The 22,883-nt window shown below is 68.2% G+C and carries 22 protein-coding genes; 18 read left to right on the top strand and 4 right to left on the bottom strand.

The genetic code is table 11. The features are described from left to right. Positions 1-109: 109 nt before the first annotated feature. Positions 110-589 (bottom strand): DUF421 domain-containing protein, encoded by a 480-nt coding sequence (locus tag AC0IZS_RS04970; RefSeq protein ID WP_471634635.1) that lies wholly within the window; start codon positions 587-589, stop codon positions 110-112. Between the two features lie 112 nt (positions 590-701). Here AC0IZS_RS04970 and AC0IZS_RS04965 point away from each other — a divergent pair, with 112 nt between their 5' ends. The 4 genes from AC0IZS_RS04965 to AC0IZS_RS04950 all read left to right on the top strand — a co-directional run bounded on the left by AC0IZS_RS04965 (position 702) and on the right by AC0IZS_RS04950 (position 4,145). After that, positions 702-1,409: a DUF4197 domain-containing protein gene (locus tag AC0IZS_RS04965; RefSeq protein WP_471634634.1), complete on the top strand. Its 708-nt coding sequence runs from the start codon at positions 702-704 to the stop codon at positions 1,407-1,409. 166 nt (positions 1,410-1,575) lie between these two features. Continuing rightward, positions 1,576-1,989, top strand: a complete 414-nt coding sequence (locus AC0IZS_RS04960) for a YchJ family protein (RefSeq protein WP_471634633.1) — start codon at positions 1,576-1,578, stop codon at positions 1,987-1,989. A 33-nt stretch (positions 1,990-2,022) separates the two neighbouring features. Then, on the top strand, positions 2,023-2,679 hold the full coding sequence (locus AC0IZS_RS04955) for an HAD family hydrolase (protein WP_471634632.1): 657 nt from the start codon (positions 2,023-2,025) through the stop codon (positions 2,677-2,679). Positions 2,680-2,756: 77 nt separating this feature from the next. Next, complete coding sequence (locus tag AC0IZS_RS04950) at positions 2,757-4,145, top strand: patatin-like phospholipase family protein (protein ID WP_471634631.1); 1,389 nt, start codon at positions 2,757-2,759, stop codon at positions 4,143-4,145. A 19-nt stretch (positions 4,146-4,164) separates the two neighbouring features. Here AC0IZS_RS04950 and AC0IZS_RS04945 read toward each other — a convergent pair whose 3' ends face one another. Continuing rightward, the gene (locus AC0IZS_RS04945; RefSeq protein ID WP_471634630.1) at positions 4,165-5,079 is read right to left on the bottom strand and encodes a LysR family transcriptional regulator; all 915 of its coding nucleotides are present in this window, start codon (positions 5,077-5,079) and stop codon (positions 4,165-4,167) included. A 100-nt stretch (positions 5,080-5,179) separates the two neighbouring features. On the opposite strand from AC0IZS_RS04945, the gene AC0IZS_RS04940 reads away from it, so the two are divergent. Together AC0IZS_RS04940 and AC0IZS_RS04935 are read left to right on the top strand one after the other, a co-directional pair. Beyond that, complete coding sequence (locus AC0IZS_RS04940; RefSeq protein WP_471634629.1) at positions 5,180-6,181, top strand: Bug family tripartite tricarboxylate transporter substrate binding protein; 1,002 nt, start codon at positions 5,180-5,182, stop codon at positions 6,179-6,181. A gap of 16 nt (positions 6,182-6,197) precedes the next feature. Next, positions 6,198-8,048 (top strand): alkyl/aryl-sulfatase, encoded by a 1,851-nt coding sequence (locus tag AC0IZS_RS04935; RefSeq protein ID WP_471634628.1) that lies wholly within the window; start codon positions 6,198-6,200, stop codon positions 8,046-8,048. Between the two features lie 10 nt (positions 8,049-8,058). On the opposite strand, the gene AC0IZS_RS04930 is transcribed toward AC0IZS_RS04935, so the two are convergent. Next, positions 8,059-8,727 (bottom strand): glutathione S-transferase family protein, encoded by a 669-nt coding sequence (locus AC0IZS_RS04930; protein WP_471639463.1) that lies wholly within the window; start codon positions 8,725-8,727, stop codon positions 8,059-8,061. A 71-nt stretch (positions 8,728-8,798) separates the two neighbouring features. After that, positions 8,799-9,881, bottom strand: coding sequence for an AraC family transcriptional regulator (locus tag AC0IZS_RS04925; protein WP_471634627.1), 1,083 nt, complete (start codon positions 9,879-9,881; stop codon positions 8,799-8,801). A 142-nt stretch (positions 9,882-10,023) separates the two neighbouring features. Between AC0IZS_RS04925 and AC0IZS_RS04920 the strand changes: the two genes are divergently transcribed. The 12 genes from AC0IZS_RS04920 (at position 10,024) to AC0IZS_RS04865 (ending at position 22,879) form a co-directional block, all read left to right on the top strand. After that, positions 10,024-11,742, top strand: coding sequence for an AMP-binding protein (locus AC0IZS_RS04920; RefSeq protein WP_471634626.1), 1,719 nt, complete (start codon positions 10,024-10,026; stop codon positions 11,740-11,742). 12 nt (positions 11,743-11,754) lie between these two features. Continuing rightward, entirely contained in the window at positions 11,755-13,362 is a 1,608-nt protein-coding gene (locus AC0IZS_RS04915; protein ID WP_471634625.1) for a carboxyl transferase domain-containing protein, read from the top strand. Positions 13,363-13,374: 12 nt separating this feature from the next. Then, positions 13,375-14,175 carry an enoyl-CoA hydratase/isomerase family protein gene (locus tag AC0IZS_RS04910; protein WP_471634624.1) on the top strand — a complete coding sequence of 267 codons (801 nt, stop codon included), beginning with the start codon at positions 13,375-13,377 and terminating at the stop codon, positions 14,173-14,175. A gap of 20 nt (positions 14,176-14,195) precedes the next feature. Beyond that, complete coding sequence (locus tag AC0IZS_RS04905) at positions 14,196-14,915, top strand: DUF4126 domain-containing protein (protein ID WP_110539114.1); 720 nt, start codon at positions 14,196-14,198, stop codon at positions 14,913-14,915. 120 nt (positions 14,916-15,035) lie between these two features. Continuing rightward, positions 15,036-17,048: an acetyl/propionyl/methylcrotonyl-CoA carboxylase subunit alpha gene (locus AC0IZS_RS04900; protein ID WP_471634623.1), complete on the top strand. Its 2,013-nt coding sequence runs from the start codon at positions 15,036-15,038 to the stop codon at positions 17,046-17,048. Between the two features lie 30 nt (positions 17,049-17,078). Beyond that, positions 17,079-17,999 carry a 2-hydroxyacid dehydrogenase gene (locus tag AC0IZS_RS04895; RefSeq protein WP_471634622.1) on the top strand — a complete coding sequence of 307 codons (921 nt, stop codon included), beginning with the start codon at positions 17,079-17,081 and terminating at the stop codon, positions 17,997-17,999. Between the two features lie 36 nt (positions 18,000-18,035). Next, positions 18,036-18,509 carry a DUF3592 domain-containing protein gene (locus AC0IZS_RS04890; RefSeq protein WP_471634621.1) on the top strand — a complete coding sequence of 158 codons (474 nt, stop codon included), beginning with the start codon at positions 18,036-18,038 and terminating at the stop codon, positions 18,507-18,509. Positions 18,510-18,538: 29 nt separating this feature from the next. Continuing rightward, positions 18,539-19,447 (top strand): hydroxymethylglutaryl-CoA lyase, encoded by a 909-nt coding sequence (locus AC0IZS_RS04885; RefSeq protein ID WP_471634620.1) that lies wholly within the window; start codon positions 18,539-18,541, stop codon positions 19,445-19,447. Between the two features lie 85 nt (positions 19,448-19,532). Next, the gene (locus AC0IZS_RS04880) at positions 19,533-20,048 is read left to right on the top strand and encodes a YbaK/EbsC family protein (protein WP_471634619.1); all 516 of its coding nucleotides are present in this window, start codon (positions 19,533-19,535) and stop codon (positions 20,046-20,048) included. Further along, positions 20,045-20,311, top strand: a complete 267-nt coding sequence (locus AC0IZS_RS04875; protein ID WP_471634618.1) for a DUF1289 domain-containing protein — start codon at positions 20,045-20,047, stop codon at positions 20,309-20,311. The genes AC0IZS_RS04880 and AC0IZS_RS04875 overlap by 4 nt, the downstream gene beginning before the upstream one ends. Next, positions 20,308-20,961 carry a 2-hydroxychromene-2-carboxylate isomerase gene (locus AC0IZS_RS04870; RefSeq protein ID WP_471634617.1) on the top strand — a complete coding sequence of 218 codons (654 nt, stop codon included), beginning with the start codon at positions 20,308-20,310 and terminating at the stop codon, positions 20,959-20,961. The genes AC0IZS_RS04875 and AC0IZS_RS04870 overlap by 4 nt, the downstream gene beginning before the upstream one ends. 247 nt (positions 20,962-21,208) lie before the next feature. Further along, the gene (locus AC0IZS_RS04865; protein ID WP_471634616.1) at positions 21,209-22,879 is read left to right on the top strand and encodes an MFS transporter; all 1,671 of its coding nucleotides are present in this window, start codon (positions 21,209-21,211) and stop codon (positions 22,877-22,879) included. The last annotated feature ends 4 nt before the right edge of the window (positions 22,880-22,883 follow it).

Raw genomic sequence — 22,883 nt, 5'->3', positions numbered from 1 at the left:
TGCCATGTGCGTGCAGCAGGCGACGCACCCGACGGCAGCCAGCCTGGAGCCGGCAGTCACTGCCGCGATGGCCGGCGGCCAGTGCTGCACCCTCCGCTGACAACGTCAATCAACCGGTGCCGCCGCGCTTGCGCAGCACCACGGTGATCTGCCCGTTGGTCTCGATGGTGGCGCGCTCCACCTCGTGCAGGTGCAGACAGCCGCTGGCGCGCAGCGCGGCCTCCAGGTCGTCGGTGGAGAGCAGCTCCTTGTGCATCAGCTCGGTGTGGACCTTGCCCTGGTCCACCAGCACGCGTGGTTTGCCGTCGATCAGGCGCTCCAGCCAGGCGAAGCGGAAGGTCAGGTTGGCCAGCACCACATGGCAGCCCATGAGCGTGCTGGCCGAGATCAGCCCGCCGACCAGGGAGTTGTCGCCCGCGTTCATCGAGTTCTGCACGGCGTTGGACAGGATCAGCAGCAGCACCAGGTCGAACGGCGCGTACTGCCCCGTCTGGCGCTTGCCCGTGAGCCGCAGGAAGACCAGCAGGAACAGGTAGACCAGGATCCCGCGCAGCACAAACTCCCACCAGGGCACGCTCATTTCCCACATGGTTCGACTCCTCGGACATGGATATCCATGGGCGCCAGTCTACGGGGTGCGCGCGTCGGCGAAAATCGGGCCTTGCTGTCCCTTGTGTTTGACCAGAGAGAGATACCACGCCATGCTGCGTCGCGAATTCCACCACCATGCCAGCGCGGGCGCCCTGGGCGCCTGGCTGCTGGCCATCGCCAGCCGGGCGCACGCCCTGTCGCTGGCGGACCTGTCGGCCGCCGATGCCTCGGGCGGCCTCAAGGCCGCCCTGTCCCAGGGGGCGCAGGCGGCTGTTGCCTCGCTGGGCCGGCCCGATGGCTTCCTTGGCAACCCCCGGGTGCGCATCGGCCTGCCGGGGCAACTCGACGATGCCGCCAAGCTCCTGAAGTCGCTGGGCCAGGGGCGGCGCATCGATGAGCTGGTCACTTCCATCAACCGCGCCGCCGAGGCCGCCGTGCCACTGGGCAAGGACCTGCTGGTGCAGGCCGTCCAGGGCATGACCGTGACCGACGCCCGCAGCATTTTGACCGGGGGCGACACCTCGGTGACGGCCTTCTTCGCCCAGAAGACGCGGGCCCCGCTGGGCGAACGCTTCCTGCCCGTGGTGAACCAGGCCACCGAGAAGGTCGGCCTCACGCAGAAGTACAACGCCTTTGCCGGCAAGGCGACGAGCTTCGGCCTGCTCAAGGCCGAGGACGCCAACCTGGCGCAGTACGTCACCGGGCGCACGCTCGACGGCCTGTACCTCATGATCGGGGAGGAAGAGCGCGCCATCCGCCAGAATCCTGCCGCCGCAGGCAGTGCCTTGGCCAAGAAGGTGTTCGGAGCTCTGAAATGAAACACCCCCTGAGTCGCTTCGCGCCTTCCCCCTCTCTCATATTGCTGCGCAATCTGGGAGGGGGACGCCCCCGGTGTGGCGGGGCGGCCCTTGCACGGGGGCACTGGCCTTCGCTGCACCCGTTTCGCGCAACGCTACCGATAGTTGATATGGCCGTCTAAAGCCCATGGCATCCCCTGAATCCACCACAGCCTGCCCCTGCGGCCAGCTCAACGCGCGCCAGAAGCCCCTGGCCTACGCCGACTGCTGTGGCCGTTATGTGGAGCACTTCGACACCACGCCCGCGCCCGATGCGCCAAGCCTCATGCGCTCGCGCTACAGCGCCTTCGTGCTTGAACGCGCCGACTACCTGCAGGCCACCTGGCATGCGCGCACCCGGCCCGCGCACCTTGACTTCGACCCCGGCGCCCGCTGGCTGGGCCTGGCGGTGCGCAGCCAGCGCAGCACGGGGGAAGACACGGCCGAAGTCGAGTTCGTCGCACGCTACCGCGTGGGCGGCCGCGCCGTGCGCCTGCACGAGACCAGCCGCTTCGTGCGCGAGGACGGGCGCTGGTTCTATGTCGATGGCGACCAGCAGTGACCGCCATCCTTCTCTTTTTGTGAGCCTTGACCCATGACCTTTGAAGCCATCCTGTTCGACTGCGACGGCGTGCTCGTCGACAGCGAGCACATCACCAACGGCGTGCTGCGCACCATGCTCAACGAAGCGGGCTGGGCCATCACGCACGAAGAGTGCATGGACTATTTCATCGGCAGGACGGTGCGCAGCGCCACGGCCCGCATCGAGGCCGAGACCGGCCAACCCCTGACCGATGAATGGATGGCCAGCTTCTACGCCCGGCGCAATGCCGAGCTGGACCAGCACCTGGTCGCCATAGCGCACATCCACCCCACCATCGAGCGCGTGCATGCCCACCATGGCGGGCGCATCGCCTGTGCCTCGGGGGCCGACCGCTTCAAGGTGGAGATGCAGCTCGTGAAAGTGGGGCTCATGCCGTACTTCGAGGGGCGCATCTTCAGCGGCCACGAGGTGCCCCACACCAAGCCTGCACCTGACGTGTACCTCGCAGCGGCCGCCGCGCTGCAGGCCGATCCGGCGCGTTGCGCCGTGGTGGAGGACACGACTATCGGCGTGACGGCCGGCGTGGCCGCGGGCGCCACCGTGTTTGCCTATTCTCCGCTGGGCATTGGCGACGATGCCCTGCGTGCAGCCGGTGCGTCGCAGGTGTTTCGCAGCATGGCCGAGCTGCCCGCCTTGCTGGGCTGCTGAGCCAGGCAAGCGAGGGCGCCACCTTCTCTTAAACTCCCCGCAGAGCGCGCATTCCTGCCGCGCCGGGAGGGGAGCCTGTGACAACACTGCAATCGATGGTGCGTTGGGTGGGGGCCGCGCTGGTGGTCGTGCTGGCCGGGTGCTCGTCCGTACGGCCCTGGGTCAACGAGCCCATGCCGCTGGAGGAGCAGGCGGTCACGCAGCGCCCGTCCCAGCGCGATCCCAGCATCCTGGTCGCCGTCACCCTCTCGGGCGGAGGGGCGCGCGCGGCGGCCTTCGGCTTTGGCGTGCTCACCGAGATGCAGAACACGGTGTTCGAATGGAACGGCCAGCGCACCACGCTGCTCGATGCGACCGACGTGGTCAGTGGCGTCTCGGGCGGCAGCATCGTGGCGGCCTACTATGCGGCGCATGGCATCGATGGACTGCCGCGCTTCGAGCACGAGTTCCTGCGCCAGAACTTCCAGAACAGCCTGATCACCCAGGCCCTGCGCCCGGGCAACCTGGTGGACCTGACTTCGCCCTGGCTCGGCCGCACCCACTTGCTGGCGCGCCGGCTCGACGAGCTCTATGCCGGCAAGACCTTCGGCGACGTGGAAAGGCGCCCGCGCCACCCGCAGCTGTTCATCACCGCCACCGACATGTCGCTGGGCACGGGCTTCGAGTTCACCTGGGACCAGTTCGCGCTGATCTGCTCGGACCTGCGCACCGTGCCGCTGTCCTTCGCGGTGGCGGCCTCGTCGGCCGTGCCACTGCTGCTCAGCCCGATGACGCTCAAGAACCATGCGGACCAGTGTACGGGGCGTCCGGCCAGCCTGGCGCGCGCCACGGCGGGCGACTACCGCACGCGGCTGTACCGGGCGCATGAGCAGAGCTACCTGGATGCCAGGCGCAAGCCCTACATCCACCTGGTCGATGGCGGCCTGTCGGACAACCTCGGGGTGCAGCGCCTGCTCGACCGTGCCCTGGCGGGCGGCGGCCTGCGCGAAAGCTTCAGCGAGGTGGGTATCCCTGCGGGCAGCATCCGCAAGCTGGTGCTGATCACGGTGAATGCCGAGCGCGACCCTTCGTTCAACATCGACACCAGCGACAAGGTGCCCGACATGTTCCAGGTGGTCGATGCGCTGCTGTTCGGAACCGGCGCGCGCGCCACGCGCGAGACGCAGGAGTTCCTGCGCGACATCACCGACCAGTGGCGCAAGACCCTGGCCTCCCATCCGCACGCCGGCGGCGACGTGTTCGCACCGAATGCCGAGATCCATGTGGTGCCGGTCAACCTGCGCGATTCGCCCGACGACGTGGCGCGCCCGCGCCTCTTGCAGATCCCCACCGCGTTTTCCATTGAGCAGCACGAAGTCACGGACCTGATCGAGGCCGGCGGCAGCGTGCTGCGGCATTCGCCCGAGTTCCGGGCGCTGGTGAAGTCGCTGCCGGTGTACCGCGCACCCCAGGCGCCGCCGCAATAGCCGGTTCGCGGCGGCGCAATCAGGGCTGCGGTCCTGCGCCGCTGTCCGGTTCCATCATCCCGCGCACCAGCCCTGTGAAGGCCAGGGCGGCCGGCGACAGGGTACGGTGCGTGAGCCACACGATGCTGTAGTGCGTCTGCATGGGCGCCTGCCCGCGAATCGACAGGCGTTCGAGAGATTCGCCGCCGTGGTGGAAGGCCGCATGCTCCGGGGCGAGGATCACCGCGTTTGCTGTCAGTGCCAGGTGCTGCAGCGTACCCAGGTCGTCACAGACGACGCTGAAGAACGAGCGGTCCTTGCGCTGCACCTGGGCGTCGAAGTGCGCCGCCACGCCGCTGGGCAGGTTCGGGCCGGCGACGGGGTAGTCCATGGCCTGGTCCAGCGCCACGGGTTGCAGGGCCAGCAGCGGGTGCCCTGCGCGCACGAAGAATGACACCGGGATGTTGGGCAGGCGCTTGAGTTGCAATCCCGGCTGCTGTTGCAGGTCGCGCGTGTCGGCGATGAACAGGTCCAGCTGCCGGCGGTGCAGGCGTTCGGCCAGCGCATTCGGATCGGCGACCTCGATGCGTATCGACAGCTGCGGATGGCGCTGGGCCATCTGCGCCAGCACGGGGCGGCCCAGCATCCCGGCGGCAAACGGCCCCAGGCCCACGCTCAGTTGCCCCACTACCAGGCCCTGCAGCAACTGCAGGTCGCGCGGGATCTGGTCGGCATCGGCCACCAATGCCTTGGCGCGTGCCAGCACCAACTCGCCCGCCGTGGTGAAACGCACCTGGCCATAGGCCCGGTCCACCAGCCTGGCCTGCAGCGCTTCCTCCAGGTTGTCGATGCTGCGCGAGAGCGCCGGCTGGGACAGGTGCACCGCTTCGGCCGCGCGCCCGAAGCTGCCTTGTTCGGCCAGGGCGATCAGGTGGCGGAGCTGGCGCAGCTGCATTTTGCGTTTTACTTAAAAAGAAACATCATATTTTGCATTGGATATTCATTTAGGGTCTGCCCAGAATGGCCTGCATGCCCACAAGACAAGGAGACAAGCCATGACCATCCCTTCCTTCCCGCGCCGCGGGGCCCTGGCGGGCCTGCTGGCCGCTAGCGCTGCGGTGGCCGCGCCCGCCGCACTGGCCCAGGCCCCGGCAGCAGATTTCCCCCACAAGCCCGTGACCCTGGTCGTGCCCTACCCGGCGGGCGGCGGCACCGACGTGGTGGCCCGCTCCCTCGCGGAGCAGATGGCGCGCCTGCTGGGCCAGCCGGTGATCGTCGACAACAAGCCCGGCGCCAGCGGCATCCTGGGCACCAGCACCGTGGCCAAGGCCGCACCCGACGGCCACGCCGTGCTGGTGGGCTTGACCCAGTCGCTGCTGACCAATCCCTTTCTCTATGCCAGGCTGCCCTACGATCCGCGCAAGGACCTGGGCCTGGTCTCGCTGGTGGCCACGTCGCCGCTGCTGCTGCTCGTGCCCGCCAGTTCGCCGGCCCAGAGCGTGGCCGACCTGCAGCGTGCCCTGCGGTCCAGGGGCGATGGCGGCAACTGCGGCTCCTGGGGCTCGTACCCGCACCTGGCCTGCGCGCACATGGCATCAAGCTGGAAGACACCCATCGCCCACATTGCCTACAAGGGCGAGGCGCCCATGCTGCAGGACCTGGTGGGTGGGCAACTGAGCTTCACTATCGGCAGCGCGATATCGGCCAAGCCGTACATGGATGCGGGCAAGCTGCGCGCGATCGCCGTCACGGGCGGCCAGCGTCTGCCCATGCTGCCGGCGGTGCCCACCTTTGCCGAGGCCGGCTTTGCCGACCCCGAGTACCGTGTGGTCGGCTGGCTGGGCCTGGCCGTACCGCAGGCCACACCGCCCGCGGTGGTGGCGCGATTGCAGCACGCCGCACAGCAGGCCGTGGCCACGCCCGAAGTAAGCAAGCGCTTTGCCCAGCTGGGCATGCTGGCCGTGGGCAGCACGGCCGAGCAGTTCCGCCAGAACTATGCCGCCGATCTGCCGGTCTGGGAGCGCCTGGTGCGGACCTCGGGCGCGCAACTGGATTGATGCCGAAGGCAACCACATGACCACCAACAACCCTGTGCATTTCCCCCAAGACCCCGTGACGCGCGGCTTCATCGCCACCTGGCCCAACGCCGAGGTGCGCGACGCCACCGGCCGCATCGTCTGGACCCTGGCGGGCTACGAGTTCCTGGAAGACGCCGAGCCCGCACCCAGTGTCCACCCGGGCCTGTGGGCGCACGCGCGGCGCAACATGGTGCATGGCCTGTTCCAGGTCACGGAGCGCATCTACCAGGTGCGCGGCTTCGACCTGGCCAACATGACGCTGATCGAGGGCGATGCGGGCGTGGTCATCATCGACCCGCTGACCTGTGCCGAAACGGCCGAGGCGGCGCTGCGGCTCTACCGCGAGCACCGTGGCGAGCGGCCGGTGACGGCGGTGGTCTACAGCCACAGCCACGTGGACCACTTCGGCGGCGTGCGCGGCGTGATCGACGAGCAGGATGCCATCCGCCGGCGCGTGCCGATCATCGCGCCCGCGGGCTTCGTCTGGCACACCGTGGCCGAGAACATGGTGGCCGGCAACGCCATGTCGCGGCGCTCGCAGTTCCAGTTCGGCCACACCCTGGCGCGCGGCGTCTGCGCACAGGTCGATTGCGGCCTGGGCAAGAGCCTGCCGCACGGCACAGTGACGCTGATACCGCCCACGATGACCATCGAAAAGGACCGCGAGCGCCACATGATCGACGGCGTCGAGATCGTCTTCGCCCTGGCCCCCGAGAGCGAGGCGCCCTCGGAGATGTTCTTCTTCTTTCCCGGGCTGCGGGCGCTCAACCTGGCCGAGATCGGCCAGCAGAGCATGCACAACCTGTGCCCGCTGCGCGGGGCCCAGGTGCGCGATGCGCGCCTGTGGTCGCGCTACCTGGACGAGGCGCTGCACGAATTCGCTCCGCATGCCGACGTGGTGTTCGCCCAGCACAACTGGCCTACCTGGGGCCAGGCGGAGCTGAGCCGCTTCATCGCGCAGCAGCGCGACCTGTACAAGTACACCCACGACCAGACCGTACGCCTCATGAACCAGGGCCAGACCGCCGTGGAGATCGCCGAGGTGCTGCGCCTGCCGGCCGAGCTGGCCGGCGTCACGCACGCGCAGGGCTACTACGGCACGCTGGTACACAACGTCAAGGCCGTGGTGCAGCACTACCTGGGCTGGTACGACGGCAACCCGGCGCGCCTGCATGCGCTGCCGCCGGTCGATGCCGGCACGCGCTACGTGGACTACATGGGAGGCGCCCAGGCGCTGATGGCACGTGCGCAGGCGGATTACGAGCGCGGCGAGCACCGCTGGGTGGCCGAGGTCACGGCCCATCTGGTGTTTGCCGACCCGACCCACCAGGGCGCCCGCACCCTGTGTGCCGCGGCGCTGGAACAACTGGGCTTTGCCAGCGAGTCCGCCACCTGGCGCAATGCCTACCTGCTGGCGGCACGCGAGTTGCGCCATGGCGTGCGCGCCGGCCCCCGGCGCAGCCTGGGCTACGACCTGCTCAAGTCCGTGCCGATGGAGATGTTCCTCGACTGCCTGGCTGTGCGCTTGGTGGCCGAACGTGCCAGCGGCCAAGTGCTGCGCCTGGGTTGGCGGGTCACCGACACTGGCGAGCACTGGTCGCTGAGCCTGGACAATGCAGCACTGACCTATCGGCGCACGGAGGGGGACGCTGCCGTGGATGCATCCATCGCTGTCAGCCACGAAGAACTGGCGCGTCTGCTCGCCCATGGGGAGGGCGTGGCCGCAGCACTGACCGCCGGGATCTCCGAGAGCCGTGTCGGCGTGAGCGGAGATGTGTCACGGGTCCACGCCCTGCTGGCAATGCTCGAAGAATTCGAGCCCATGTTCAACGTGGTCGAGCCCTGAGCAACGGGCGTCAGGGCCGTGTATCGGGCGCCGGCGTGGTCGGCACGTCCTGCTCCTCGGCGGCTTCGATCTGCGCGGCCATGGCGCGCTGGTAGCCGGGGCGCTGCTGCAGGCGGTGCCAGTACATCAGCGTGCGCTCGCCGAACTCGGGCGACAGGCCCAGGTGCTCGGCCAGCAGCAGCGCATACCCGACCGAGACATCGGCCGCGGTGAAGCGGCCGGCGCAAAGGTACTCGCCATGGGCCAGTGCAGTTTCCACCGCGCGCAGGCGGGCCAGGAACCAGCGGCGGTAGTCCTCGACCACCTGGGGCTGCTGGCGTGCCTTGGGCTCGAAGCGACCGTAGCGCAGCACCAGGGTCTGGGGAAAGGTCAGCGTCGCCTCGCCCATGTGCAGCCAGTTGAGGTAGGCACCGTAGGCCGGGTCCACGGCACGCACGTCCAGCCCGGCATCGGGGTGGGCGGCAGCCAGGTACTGGCAGATGGCGGCCGATTCGGTCATGCGCACGGCGTACTGCACGAACAGGGGCACGGTGCCCAGGGGGTTGAGCTCCAGGAAGCTGCGCGCCTTCAGCCGTGGAGGAAAGGGCAGCATGTGCAGCGAGTACGGCAGCTGCAGCTCTTCAAGCATCCACAGGGGGCGGAACGAGCGTGCACTGACGCAGTGGTACAGGTGGATCATCGGCATCGGGGGTCAGTGTAGTTGCGGTGGCATGGCGCGGGAGGTTCCCCTGCTGCCATCGCGGTTGCCGATCATGCCGCCATGCGCGCCAGCCGGCGGTATTCCGCAGGCGAATGCCCGGTCCATCCCTTGAAGGCGCGGATGAAGCTTTTCTCGTTGACGAAGCCTGCCGCCTCGGCCACTTGCTTGATAGGCCGGTCGCTGCGGTGCAGCAATTCCATGGCGCGGCCCTGCCGCACCTCGTCTTTCAGGCCCTGCAAGGTGGCGCCTTCCTCCTTGAGCTGGCGGTGCAGCGTGCGCGGTGATACGTGCAGCAGATGGGCCAGCGATTCGGCGCTGTGCGCGGCCAGCGCCTGGCCAGGGTGGCCCTGCACGGGCGCGCCCAGCAACTGGCGCACGCGGGCCACCAGCAGCCGGTCGCGCCGGTACTGCAGCACGGTGAGCGGCAGCGCATGCTGCAGCATCTGGCGCAGCGCGGCCTCATCGCGCCGCAGGGGCAGGCTGAGGTAGCGGGCGTCGAAATGGATGGCCGTCTGCGGGGCGTTGAAACGCACCGATCCCCCGGGGAACAGCACGCCGTAGGCCTCGGCATGCGGCGGCGCGGCAAAGGCGAACTCGGCCGCCAGCAGGGGAATGCGCGAATCCACCATCCAGCAACCCAGGCCATGGGCATTGCGCAGCACCGAGACCAGGCAGAACTCGCGCAGGGAGCCCAGGTCGCAGTTCTCCTCGATGGAGAGTGTGGCCGTGGTGTCGGCTCGCGCCAGGCGCAGTGTGATGTCGTCCGCCAGCAGACCATGGTGGCGGCACCAGCGCTTGAGCGCCACGCCCAGGTCGGGCGAGCTGATGGAGGCGCGCGCCAGCATGCCGTAGCTGCCCCAGGGCAGGCGCCGGCCGAACCAGCCCAGGGCCTCGTCATCGAGTTCCCGCATGGCGGCACCTGACACCTCTTCCATCTGCCAGGCCGTGATGCGCGCACTGTCATCGAACAGCAGGCCGGGCGCAATCTGTGCCTGGGCCAGCGCCCAGGCGGGGCTCATGCTGCGGCGCCTGTAAGCGAGTGCAATCGCCTGCACGAAGGCAATCGGGGTGGCCGCTGGGGCGGTCTTGGGCGCAGGAAGGTCGCTGGGGGCGGTGGAGGCAGGGGATTTCACGGGGTACAGTGTGCATGAGCTGTGGCACGATTTGCAACCTTTGTGTCCACCACGGGCCGTGGTGGGCTTCTATGCTTGGGGCGACATTGCCCATGCCGCGCGGGCAAGCGATACGCAAGGAGACAAGACAATGGGTGCAGCCATGCCTTCCGCCACCACCCCACTGGTCACCAGCCTGGCCCGTGGCGCCACCGACGTGCCCTTGATCGAGCAGACGCTGGGCGATTTCTTCGACGCCATGGTGGCCCGCCAGCCGGAGCGCGAAGCGCTGGTCAGCGTGCACCAGCAGCTGCGCTACACCTACCGCAGCCTGCAGGCCGAGGCCCGCCGCCTGGCCAGTGCCCTGCTGGGCCTGGGCCTGGTGCCTGGCGACCGCGTGGGCATCTGGTCGCACAACAATGCCGAGTGGGTGTTGATGCAACTGGCCACGGCGCAGGTGGGCCTGGTGCTGGTCAACATCAACCCGGCCTACCGCACCTCCGAGGTGGAGTACGCGCTCAACAAGGTCGGCTGCCGGCTGCTGGTGAGCATGGCGCGCTTCAAGACCAGCGACTACCTGGGCATGCTGCGCGAACTGGCGCCCGAGTGGCAGCGCCAGGAGCCGGGCCGCCTGGGCGCGGTGAAGCTGCCGCACCTCCACACCGTGGTGTGGATCGACGAGGCCGGGCAGGGCGCCGACGAGCCGGGCCTGCTGCGCTTTTCGGACCTGCTGGCGCGCGGCGATGTGGCCGATGTGCGCGTGGCCGAGGTGGCGGCGGGGCTCAAGGCCACCGACCCCATCAACATCCAGTTCACGAGCGGCACCACGGGCTTCCCGAAAGGCGCCACGCTCACGCACCGCAACATCCTGAACAACGGCTTCTTCATCGGCGAGTGCATGCGCCTCACTCCTGAAGACCGGCTGTGCATCCCCGTGCCGCTGTACCACTGCTTCGGCATGGTGCTGGGCAACCTGGCTTGTTTCACGCACGGTGCCACCATCGTCTACCCCAACGACGGCTTCGACCCGCTCACGGTGCTGCAGACGGTGCAGGACGAGCGCTGCACCGGCCTGCACGGCGTGCCCACCATGTTCATCGCCGAGCTGGACCACCCGCGCTTTGCCGAGTTCGACCTGTCCACGCTGCGCACCGGCATCATGGCCGGCTCGCCCTGCCCGACCGAGGTGATGAAGCGCGTGGTCGAGCAGATGCACCTGTCCGAGATCACCATCGCCTACGGCATGACCGAGACCAGCCCCGTGAGCTGCCAGAGCAGCACCGAGACGCCCTTGTCCAAGCGCGTCTCCACCGTGGGCCAGGTGCAGCCGCACCTCACGGTGAAGATCGTGAACCCCGACACCGGTGAGACCGTGCCCGTGGGCGAGCGCGGCGAGCTGTGCACGCGCGGCTATTCGGTCATGCACGGCTACTGGGGCGACGAGGCCAAGACCCGCGAGGCCATTGACGCCGAGGGCTGGATGCACACCGGCGACCTGGCCACCATGGATGCCGAGGGCTACGTGAACATCGTCGGCCGCATCAAGGACATGGTGATCCGCGGCGGCGAGAACATCTACCCGCGCGAGATCGAGGAATTCCTCTACCGCCACCCGCAGGTGCAGGACGTGCAGGTGGTGGGCGTGCCCGACGCGAAGTACGGCGAGGAGCTGTGTGCCTGGATCGTGGTCAAGCCCGGCCAGGAACTGACCGAGGAGGCCGTGCGCGCCTTCTGCAAGGGCCAGATCGCGCACTACAAGGTGCCGCGCTACATCCGCTTCGTCACGGGCTTCCCGATGACGGTGACCGGCAAGATCCAGAAATTCAAGATCCGCGACGAAATGAAGGACCAGCTGGGGCTGGCCGAAGAAAAGACTGCTTGAAAGATCCGCTGCATGACCATCCTCGATACCCAACTGAACGCCCGCTCGGCCGACTTCCTGGCCAATGCGGCCGCCATGCGCACCCTGGTCGATGACCTGCGCGGCCACCTGGACAAGGTGGCCCAGGGCGGCGGCGAGGCCGCGCGCGCCAAGCACACGGCACGCGGCAAGCTGCTGCCGCGCGAGCGCGTGCAGATGCTGCTGGACCCGGGCACGCCCTTCCTGGAGCTGGCGCCCCTGGCCGCGCTCAACATGTACAACAACGACGCGCCGAGCGCCGGCCTGATCGCCGGCATCGGCCGCGTGAGCGGCGTGGACTGCATGGTCGTGTGCAACGACGCCACGGTGAAGGGCGGCACCTACTACCCGCTCACCGTCAAGAAGCACCTGCGCGCGCAGGAAGTGGCGCAGCAGAACCACCTGACCTGCATCTACCTGGTGGACTCGGGCGGCGCCAACCTGCCCAACCAGGACGAGGTCTTCCCTGACCGCGACCACTTTGGCCGCATCTTCTTCAACCAGGCCAACATGAGCGCCCAGGGCATCTCGCAGATCGCCGTGGTCATGGGCAGCTGCACGGCCGGTGGCGCCTACGTGCCGGCGATGAGCGACGAGTCCATCATCGTCAAGAACCAGGGCACCATCTTCCTGGGCGGCCCGCCACTGGTGAAGGCCGCCACGGGCGAGGTCGTCACGGCCGAGGACCTGGGCGGTGGCGACGTGCACACGCGCCTGTCGGGCGTGGCCGACCACCTGGCGCAGAACGACCTGCATGCGCTGCAGCTGGCGCGCAATGCGGTGCGCAACCTCAACAAGGCCAAGGCCGCAGCGCCGGCGGACAGCGCGCCGCTGCCGCCGAAGTTCGCCGGCGAAGAACTCTACGGCGTGATCCCGGTGGACACGCGCAAGCCCTTTGACGTGCGCGAGATCATCGCGCGCATCGTCGATGGCAGCGAGTTCGACGAGTTCAAGGCGCGCTATGGCACCACGCTGGTCACGGGCTTCGCGCGCATCGAGGGCATGGCCGTGGGCATCATCGCCAACAACGGCATCCTGTTCAGCGAGTCGGCCCTCAAGGGCGCGCACTTCATCGAGCTGTGCTGCCAGCGCAAGATCCCGCTGGTGTTCCTGCAGAACATCACCGGCTTCATGGTCGGCCGCAAGTACGAGAACGAGGGCATCGCGCGCAACGGCGCGAAGATGGTCACGGCCGTGGCCACGGCCGCCGTGCCCAAGTTCACCATCATCATCGGCGGCAGCTTCGGCGCAGGCAACTACGGCATGTGTGGCCGCGCCTACAGCCCGCGCTTTCTGTGGATGTGGCCCAACGCGCGCATCAGCGTCATGGGCGGCGAGCAGGCGGCCGGCGTGCTCGCCACCGTCAAGCGCGATGGCATCGAGGGCAAGGGCGGCCAGTGGAGCGCCGAGGAGGAAGAGGCCTTCAAGGCCCCCATCCGCCGCCAGTACGAGGACCAGGGCCATCCCTACTACGCCACCGCGCGCCTGTGGGACGACGGCGTGATCGACCCCGCCGACACGCGCCGCGTGCTGGCGCTGGGCCTGGCCGCAACGCGCAACGCGCCCATCGAAGACACGAAGTTCGGTTTGTTCCGCATGTAAGGACGGTCCAGCATGAGCAATCCCAATCTGACCATTGCCTGCGAAGGCGCCGTGGCGCGCATCACGCTCACGCAGCCCGAGATCCGCAACGCCTTCAGCGACGAAGTGATCGCCGAGATCACGGCGGCCTTCACCGAAGTGGGCGCACGCGCCGACGTGCGCGCCGTGGTGCTGGCGGCCGAGGGCCCGGCCTTCTGCGCGGGCGCCAACCTCAACTGGATGCGCCGCATGGCCGACTACACGCGTGAAGAGAATGTGGCCGACGCCGGCAAGCTCGCCGAGATGCTGCGCGTGATCTACGAGTGCCCCAAGCCCACCATCGCCCGTGTGCAAGGGGACGTGTATGCCGGCGGCGTGGGCCTGGTGGCCGCCTGCGACATGGCGGTGGCGGTGGACACGGCGGGCTTTTGCCTGAGCGAGGTGAAGCTGGGCCTGATCCCTGCGACCATCAGCCCCTACGTGATCCGCGCCATGGGCGCACGCGCGGCGCACCGCTACTTCCTCACGGCCGAGCGCTTCTCGGCCGCCGAGGCCCTGCGCATCGGCTTCGTACACGAGGTGGTGGTGGCCGACCCGGGCATGGAGGCGCTCGACGCCAAGGTGGCCGAGTTGCTCAAGGCGCTGACCAGTGCCAGCCCTGCGGCCGTGCGCGCCTGCAAGAAACTGGTGATCGACGTGGCCGAGCGCGAGATCAACGCGGGCCTGATCGACGTCACGGTACAAGGCATCGCCGAGATCCGCGCCAGCGAGGAAGGCCGCGAGGGCGTGCAGTCCTTCCTGCAAAAGCGCAAGCCCGCCTGGCTGGCCGTGTGATTCTCTGACAGGAAATCCCCATGGACGCACTCTGGCTCAGCATCGTTCAGTGGCTGCACACCATCGGCCTGCACGTGGACGCGGGCACGGCCCGCGACGTCGCCGGGGGCGTCGCGCGCGCCACCCAGCAGCTCGACATGCCCGGCCTGCTGGCCCTGGCGGCGGCTTTGGGCTGGGCCAGCGGCGTGCGCCTGTATGCCGTGGTGTTCATGGTCGGCGCCATGGGCTGGGCCGGCTGGCTGCCGCTGCCGCCGGGCCTCTCGGTGCTGCAAAGCCCGATGGTGCTGGCGGTCAGCGGTTGCATGCTGGTGGTGGAGTTCTTTGCCGACAAGGTGCCCTGGTTCGACAGCCTCTGGGATGCCGTGCATGCCTTCATCCGGGTGCCGGCCGGGGCGCTGCTGGCGGCCGGCGTGTTCGGCGCCGACAGCGCCACCATGGGCCTGGTCGGCGGGCTCATGGGCGGCTCGCTGGCCGCCACCTCGCTGGCCACCAAGATGACGGCGCGCGCCGCGGCCAACACCTCGCCCGAACCGTTCTCCAACTGGGGACTGTCCTTTCTCGAGGACGGGCTGGTGGTGGGCGTGGTCTGGCTCGCCACGCAGTACCCCGTGACCTTCGGTGTAGTGCTGGTGGTGATGCTGGTGGTCTCGGTGCTGCTGCTGGTGGTGCTCTTCAAGTTTCTGCGCGCCGTGCTGCGGCGCTTGTCTTCTCTCTTTTCCGGCCCCGCGAAGGCGGTTTAATTTCTATGTTTACCAAGATCCTGATTGCCAACCGCGGTGAAAACAGCCGCGCAGCGGATGTTTCTGCAAATTGCTTGGCACGCGCAGCGTGCGCAGGCGATCTCGCCGCGGGAGGGCGCCATGTTTGACAAGATCCTGATTGCCAACCGCGGCGAGATCGCTTGCCGTGTTGCCGCCACTGCCCGCCGCATGGGGGTGAAGACCGTGGCCGTTTATTCCGACGCTGACGCCGGTGCCAAGCATGTGGCCGTGTGCGACGAGGCCGTGTACATCGGCGGCAGTGCGCCCAAGGAAAGCTACCTGCAGTGGCAGCGCATCATTGCCGCCGCCAAGGCCACGGGCGCGCAGGCCGTGCATCCCGGCTACGGCTTCCTGAGCGAGAACGAGGAATTCGCCCAGGCCTGTGCCGACGCGGGGCTGGTGTTCATCGGCCCGCCACCCTCGGCGATCCAGGCCATGGGGCTCAAGGCCGAGTCCAAGCAGCTCATGGAAAAGGCCGGCGTGCCCCTGGTGCCCGGCTACCACGGTGCCGACCAGGACCCGGCCCTGCTGCAGCGCGAGGCCGACCGCATTGGCTACCCGGTGCTCATCAAGGCCAGCGCCGGCGGTGGCGGCAAGGGCATGCGCGCCGTGGATTCGGCGGCCGAGTTCGCCGATGCCCTGGCCTCGTGCCAGCGCGAGGCCATCAACAGCTTCGGTGACGATGCGGTGCTGATCGAAAAGTACGTGCAGCGCCCGCGCCACATCGAGATCCAGGTGTTTGGCGACACCCAGGGCAACTACGTCTACCTGTTCGAGCGCGACTGCTCGGTGCAGCGCCGGCACCAGAAGGTGCTGGAGGAAGCCCCGGCCCCGGGCATGACCGAGGCCATGCGCCAGGAAATGGGCAACGCCGCCGTTGCCGCCGCACGCGCCGTGAACTACGTGGGTGCAGGCACGGTGGAATTCATCGTCGAGCAGCGCGCCGACGGCAGCATGAACTTCTTCTTCATGGAGATGAACACCCGCCTGCAGGTGGAGCACCCCGTGACCGAGGCCATCACCGGCCAGGACCTGGTGGAGTGGCAGTTGCGCGTGGCCTCGGGTGAGCCGCTGCCGCTGGCCCAGGACCAATTGCGCATCACCGGCCACGCCATCGAGGCGCGCATCTGCGCCGAGAACCCCGACAACAACTTCCTGCCCGCCACGGGTGCGCTGCATGTCTACGGGCTGCCGGCCCACGTGGCCTTCGAGCGTGGCACGGTACGCGTGGACTCGGGCGTGCGCCAGGGCGATGCCATCAGCCCGTTCTACGACTCCATGGTGGCCAAGCTCATCGTGCATGGCGACACGCGCGAACAGGCGCTGGCCCGCCTGGACGAGGCCCTGGCCCAGACGCACATCGTGGGGCTGGCCACCAATGTGCAGTTCCTGCGCCGCGTGGCACGCACCGATTCGTTCGCCCAGGCGAAGCTCGACACAGCGCTGATCCCGCGCGAGCAGGCCGTGCTCTTCAAGAGGGAGGACGTGGGCCTGCCGCTGGCCGCCGCCAGCGCCGTGGCGCAGGCCCTGTTGCGCGAGCGCGCCGCCGAGGGCGTGGACCCGTTCAGCCGCCGCGATGGCTTCCATACGCATGGCGTGGTGCAGCGCCGCTTCGAGTTCGAGTTCGGTGGCGAGCATGCCAAGGCCTGGCTGACCTACGAGCGCGGCGGCAGCCTGCACCTGGCGGTGGGCGAGGGCGATGCCCAGGTGGCCGGTCCCCTGGTGTTGTCCCCCGTGGGCGATGCCATCGACCTGCAGTTCGCCGGCCAGCGCACGCGCGCCGCCGTGTATGCCCAGGGCGAGGTGGACCATGTGTTCACGCCCGAAGGCGCCACGCAGATCGTGGCCATCGACCTGCTGGCCCATTCCGGTGAAGCGGCGGCCGAGGGCGGGCGCCTGACGGCCCCCATGCCCGGCAAGGTGGTGTCGTTCGCCGTCAAGGCCGGCGACAAGGTCGCCAAGGGCCAGGCCCTGGCCGTGATGGAGGCGATGAAAATGGAGCACACCATTGCCGCCCCGGTGGATGGCGTGGTGCAGGAATTGCTGTACGCCCCCGGCGACCAGGTGACCGAAGGCGCCGAGCTGCTCAAGCTGGCGGCAGTGGCTGCCTGACCCCCTGCAGGCGCGGTACGCTTACGGCCCATGAACATCACTTTTTGCTGTACCGATACCAAGGCCGAGCCTTGGCTGCAAGGCCTGCAGGCGGCCCTGCCCGATGCCTCCATCTCCGTCTGGCAACCCGGCGCACCCCAGGCCGACTACGCCGTCGTCTGGGCGCCGCCCCAGCAGTTCATGGACGAGCAGCAGGCGCTCAAGGCGCTTTTCAACATCGGCGCGGGTGTGGATGCCCTGCTCAAGCTGCGCCTGCCGCCCGGCGTGCGCGTGGTGCGCCTGGACGATGCCGGCATGGCCGTGCAGATGGCCGAGTACGTATGCCACGCCGTCATCCGCCACTTCCGCGAGTTCGATGCCTACGAGGCCGACATGCAGGCCGGCCGCTGGGGCTACCGCAAGCCGCGCCTGCGCAGCGAGTTCCCGGTCGGCGTGATGGGGCTCGGCGTGCTGGGCGAGCGCGTGGCGCGGGCGCTGGCGCAGTTCGACTTTCCGGTCAACGGCTGGAGCCGCTCGCCCAAGGCCATCGAGGGCGTGCGCGGGTTCAGCGGTGCCGAGGGGTTCAACGATTTCCTCGCTGCCAGCCGGGTGCTGGTCAACCTGCTGCCGCTCACGCCCGATACACAGGACGTCATGAACCGCGAGACCCTCTCGCGCCTGCAGCCCGGTGCCTATGTGGTCAACGTGGCGCGCGGCGCGCACCTGGTGGAAGAGGACCTGCTGGCCCTGATCGACAGCGGCCATGTGGCCGGCGCCACGCTGGACGTGTTCCGCAAGGAACCGCTGCCTGCCGGCCACCCGTTCTGGAACCACCCGCGCATCGTGGCCACGCCGCACACCTCGGCGCGCACCTTGCGCGAGGAGAGCATTGCGCAGATCGCCGGCAAGATCGCTGCGCTGCAGCGCGGAGAGGCCGTGGCCGGGATCGTGGATCCCGGACGCGGGTACTGAGGTTCGCAGAGACAACGGCGCACGGGACATCACGCCATGGCCACTTCCTTTCTTCGTCCGTTCCTGGGCCTGCTGGGCTGGATCCTGCTCGTTCCCGGAGCGCTGACAGCGCTCGGCGCGGCCTGGCTGCTGGCTTCCAGCCTGAACCTGGTGGGCGACATGCGCTCGGCCGAGGGCCGGGTCGTGGCCCGGGTGCCGGGCACCGTGGGCACGATGGGGCGTACGGCGCATGGCAGCAAGAGCCTGGTGGAGTTCACCGCCCATGACGGCCGCACCCTGCGCGTGACCGACCCAGTGTTGCGGCGGCTGCAGGCCGAGCACGCCATCGGCGAAGCCGTCACGGTGCGCTACCCCGCCAAGGACCCGCTGCAGGCCGAGATCAGCAGCTCGCGCTGGATCCAGGGCTTCATCGGCTCGGCCATGCTGCTGGCGGGCCTCGTCGGCGTGGCCGTCGGCGGCCTGCTGTTGCGGCTTCGGCCCAAGCCGGCCATGGCCGCTTCCTCGGCCTGAACACCCACATCCCCATCGGAGACTTCCCCATGAGCATCCCCACCAAAGTCAAGCTCGTCGACGTGGGCCCGCGCGACGGCCTGCAGAACGAGAAATCCCCCGTACCGGCCGAAATCAAGATCGGCCTGGTGCACCGCCTGCAGGATGCGGGCCTCAAGAACATCGAGGTGACGAGCTATGTCTCGCCCAAGTGGGTGCCGCAGATGGCGGACAACCACGAGGTCATGGAAGGCATCGCGCGCCAGGCGGGCATCGTCTACTCGGTGCTCACGCCCAACCTCCAGGGCTACCAGGCCGCCGTGCGTGACCGGCCCGACGAGATCGTGGTCTTTGGCTCGGCCAGCGAGGCCTTCAGCCAGAAAAACATCAACTGCTCCATTGCCGAGAGCATCGAGCGTTTCGCACCCGTGGTGCAGGCCGCGCGCGCGGCCGGCATCCATGTGCGCGGCGCCATGAGCTGCACGGTGGGTTGCCCCTACGAAGGCGAGATCGCACCCGAGCGCGTGGCCTACCTGGCCGGCCTCATGAAGGGCATCGGCGTGCAGCACGTGGGCGTGGCCGACACCATTGGCGTGGGCACGCCGCGCAAGGTGCAGCGGGCCATGGAGGCCACCTTGCAGCACTACGGCATCGACGATGTCTCGGGCCATTTCCACGACACCTACGGCCAGGCCCTGGCCAACACCCTGGCCACGCTGGAGATGGGCGTCTGGCAGTACGACACTTCCGTCGCGGGCCTGGGGGGCTGCCCCTACGCCAAGGGCGCCACGGGCAACGTGGCCACCGAAGACGTGGTCTACATGCTGCAGGGCATGGGCATCGATACCGGCATCGACCTCGACAAGCTGATCGACGCCGGCGCCTACATCAGCAGCTTTCTGAACCGCAAGCCCAACTCGCGCGCGGCCAATGCCTTGCTGACCAAGCGGGCGGGCTGATCACCGGGGCCTGGAAGGCCCGACAATGGGGGACCAGCGGGCGGCGCCGTGCCGCCCCACCATGACCAGTGCGGGAACTTTGGATATGTGCGGAGCGGAACTGAAGAACTTGCCGGAAGGCGTGCAACGGGTGGCTGCGGCGCTGCAGGCGCAGGGCCATCCGCACATGCCGCAGATGCTCGACGATGCGGCGCGCACCGCGCAGCAGGCGGCCGATGCCCTGGGCATCCTCGTCGGCCAGGTGGCCAAGAGCATCATCTTTCGGCGCAAGAGCGACGATGTGGCGGTGCTCGTGGTGACCTCGGGCGACCGGCGCGTGGACGAGAAGAAGGTCGAGGCCCATGTGGGCAAGGTCGGCCGGGCCGATGCCGAGTTCGTCAAGGCGCGCACCGGTTTTTCCATCGGTGGCGTGTCGCCGCTGGCGCATGCCACGCCGCCCGTCACGCTGATAGACCGTGACCTGCTGCGCTTTGACGTGGTGTGGGCCGCGGCCGGGCACCCGCACAGCGTGTTCCCGCTGCACCCGAACGACCTCACGCGCCTGACTGGCGCACCCGTGGTGGATGTGGTGCAGGAGCCCGTGCCACCTGCCGCGGCATGAACCCGGTCGAGCTGCTGACCAACCACGCCCGCCGGATCGGGGCGGACGGGCATTTCGACGCCCGCAGCACGGAGCCCGTGCCATCGCCCTGTATCTCGGTGTGCCGCATGTCGCCCGACCGCAGCTACTGTGAGGGCTGCTTTCGCACGCTGGACGAGATCCGCATCTGGGGCGGCGCCGACAGCGCCGTGCGCCGTTCGGTATGGGGGCAGTTGTTGCTGCGCGCGGGCATTCCATCGGGCGCCAAGGAGACCTCGCCATGAAACGCATCACCTTCTACCTGGACTTCATTTCGCCCTATGCCTGGCTGGCCTTCGAGCGCCTGCCCGAGGTGCTCGAAGGGCTGAGCTACAGCGTGGCCTACCAGCCGGTGCTGCTCGGCGCCCTGCTGGCGCAGCACGCCAACCCGGGTCCCGCCGGCATTGCACCCAAGCGCGACTGGACCTACCGCCACGTGACCTGGCTTGGCCATGCCCACGGCATCGGCCTGCAGATGCCGGCGCGCCACCCCTTCAACCCGCTGCCGCTGCTGCGCCAGGCGCTGGCCTGCAGCGACGACGGCACCATCAACCGCTACGTGGCAGGCACGGTGCTGCGCCATGTCTGGCAGGGCGGGCGCGACGCGCTGGACCCGGCGCGCATGGCCGATCTGGCCGCCGCACTGGCCGAGCAACTGCGGCCCGGCCAGGACATTGCGAGCGAGGGCCCCAAGGCGCTGCTGCGCGCCAACACCGAGGCCGCGCAGGCGGCCGGGGTGTTCGGCGTGCCCGCCTTCGCGGTGGACGGCAAGCTGTTCTGGGGGCTCGATGGCCTGCCCATGCTGCGTGCCTACCTAGATGGCGATGCCTGGTTCGAGGGGTCGGACTGGGATGGTGTTGCGACGCTCCTTTCGGGTCTCGCGACCAAGGGTTGATGGCGGTGGGCTGGCCGGCCCTTCCTGACAGCGTGCCTGGCAGCCTGTTGGGGTAAACACCGCCCTCCGTGCTCGCCTTCTCGCATGCTGAAAGCGGCCCCAAGGGTTTCACCCTAAGTTGTCAGAGCGCGGTCAGTTTGGTGAAAGCCCCTGTTGGTTTCGCGTCAGAGGGTGGTCAGTGCAATCTCCAAGAATGTGGGCAGCCGCACCAGAGGGCGGTCTGAATACATCACACAGGAGACAAACCATGGCAACCCATCCCGCACCGCGGCCGATGACCGCCGAAGAGAAGAAGGTCATCTTCGCTTCGTCGCTCGGCACCGTTTTCGAGTGGTACGACTTTTATCTGTACGGCTCGCTCGCAGCCATCATTGCCAAGCAGTTCTTCAGCGGTCTGGATGCGGGCGCGGCCTTCATCTTTGCGCTGCTGGCCTTCGCGGCGGGTTTCCTGGTGCGGCCTTTCGGCGCCATCGTGTTCGGCCGCCTGGGCGACATGATCGGGCGCAAATACACCTTCCTGGTCACCATCCTGATCATGGGCCTGGCGACCTTCATCGTCGGCCTGCTCCCAAGCTACGCCACCATCGGCGTGGCCGCTCCCATCATCCTGATCGCACTGCGCATGCTGCAAGGCCTGGCGCTGGGCGGTGAGTACGGCGGTGCCGCCACCTACGTGGCCGAGCATGCCCCGCACGGCAAGCGCGGTGCCTACACCTCGTGGATCCAGACCACGGCCACGCTGGGCCTGTTCCTGAGCCTGCTGGTGATCCTGGGTGTGCGCCTGAGCCTGGGCGAAGCCGTGTTCCAGGACTGGGGCTGGCGCATTCCGTTCCTGGTGTCCATCCTGCTCCTGGGCATCTCGGTGTGGATCCGCCTGTCGCTGTCGGAATCTCCAGCCTTCCAGAAGATGAAGGCCGAGGGCAAGACCTCGAAGGCACCGCTGTCCGAATCCTTCGGCCAATGGAAGAACCTGAAGATCGTGATCCTGGCGCTGGTGGGCCTGACCGCCGGCCAGGCCGTGGTCTGGTACTCGGGCCAGTTCTACGCGCTGTTCTTCCTGACGCAGCAGCTCAAGGTGGACAACACCACCGCCAACCTGCTGATCGCTGCCGCACTGCTGCTGGGCACGCCCTTCTTCGTGGTGTTCGGTACGCTGTCGGACAAGATCGGCCGCAAGCCCATCATCATGGCCGGTTGCCTGCTGGCCGTGGTGACCTACTTCCCCGTCTTCAAGGCACTGACCGAAGCCGCCAACCCCGATCTGGCCAAGGCCCAGGCCACGGCTGGCGTGGTGGTGACGGCCGACCCCGCCTCCTGCTCCTTCCAGGGCAACCCGGTAGCTCGTGAGATCGATTTCCGCAGCTCTTGCGATATCGCCAAGCGCTACCTGGTCCAGAACTCGGTGAGCTACGACAACGTGGCCGGCCCCGCAGGCTCCAAGGCCGTGGTCAAGATCGGTAACAAGACGGTCGAGGCGCCCACCGGCACGGTGGTGAACCTGAAGTTCGACGAAGCGTCGGCCAAGGCCATCGCTGCCTTCAAGAAGGAAGTGGCCGATGACCTGAAGGTCGCTGGCTACCCCGCCAAGGCCGACCCTGCCAAGACCAACAAGGTCCTGACGGTGGTGCTGCTGTTCTGGCTGGTGCTGCTGGTGACCATGGTCTACGGTCCCATTGCCGCCATGCTGGTGGAAATGTTCCCGACCCGCATCCGCTACACCTCGATGAGCCTGCCCTACCACATCGGCAATGGCTGGTTCGGCGGCCTGCTGCCCACCACGGCCTTCGCCATCGTGGCCCAGACCGGCAACATGTACAACGGCCTGTGGTACCCCATCATCATCGCGGGCATGACCCTGGTGATCGGCACGCTGTTCATCCGCGAGACCAAGGACGTGGACATCTACGCCAACGACTGACGGT

This window comes from Acidovorax sp. AC410 (assembly GCF_979253235.1).
Note: the sequence above shows the minus strand (reverse complement) of the source record. Positions and strands in the feature narration are given on the sequence as shown.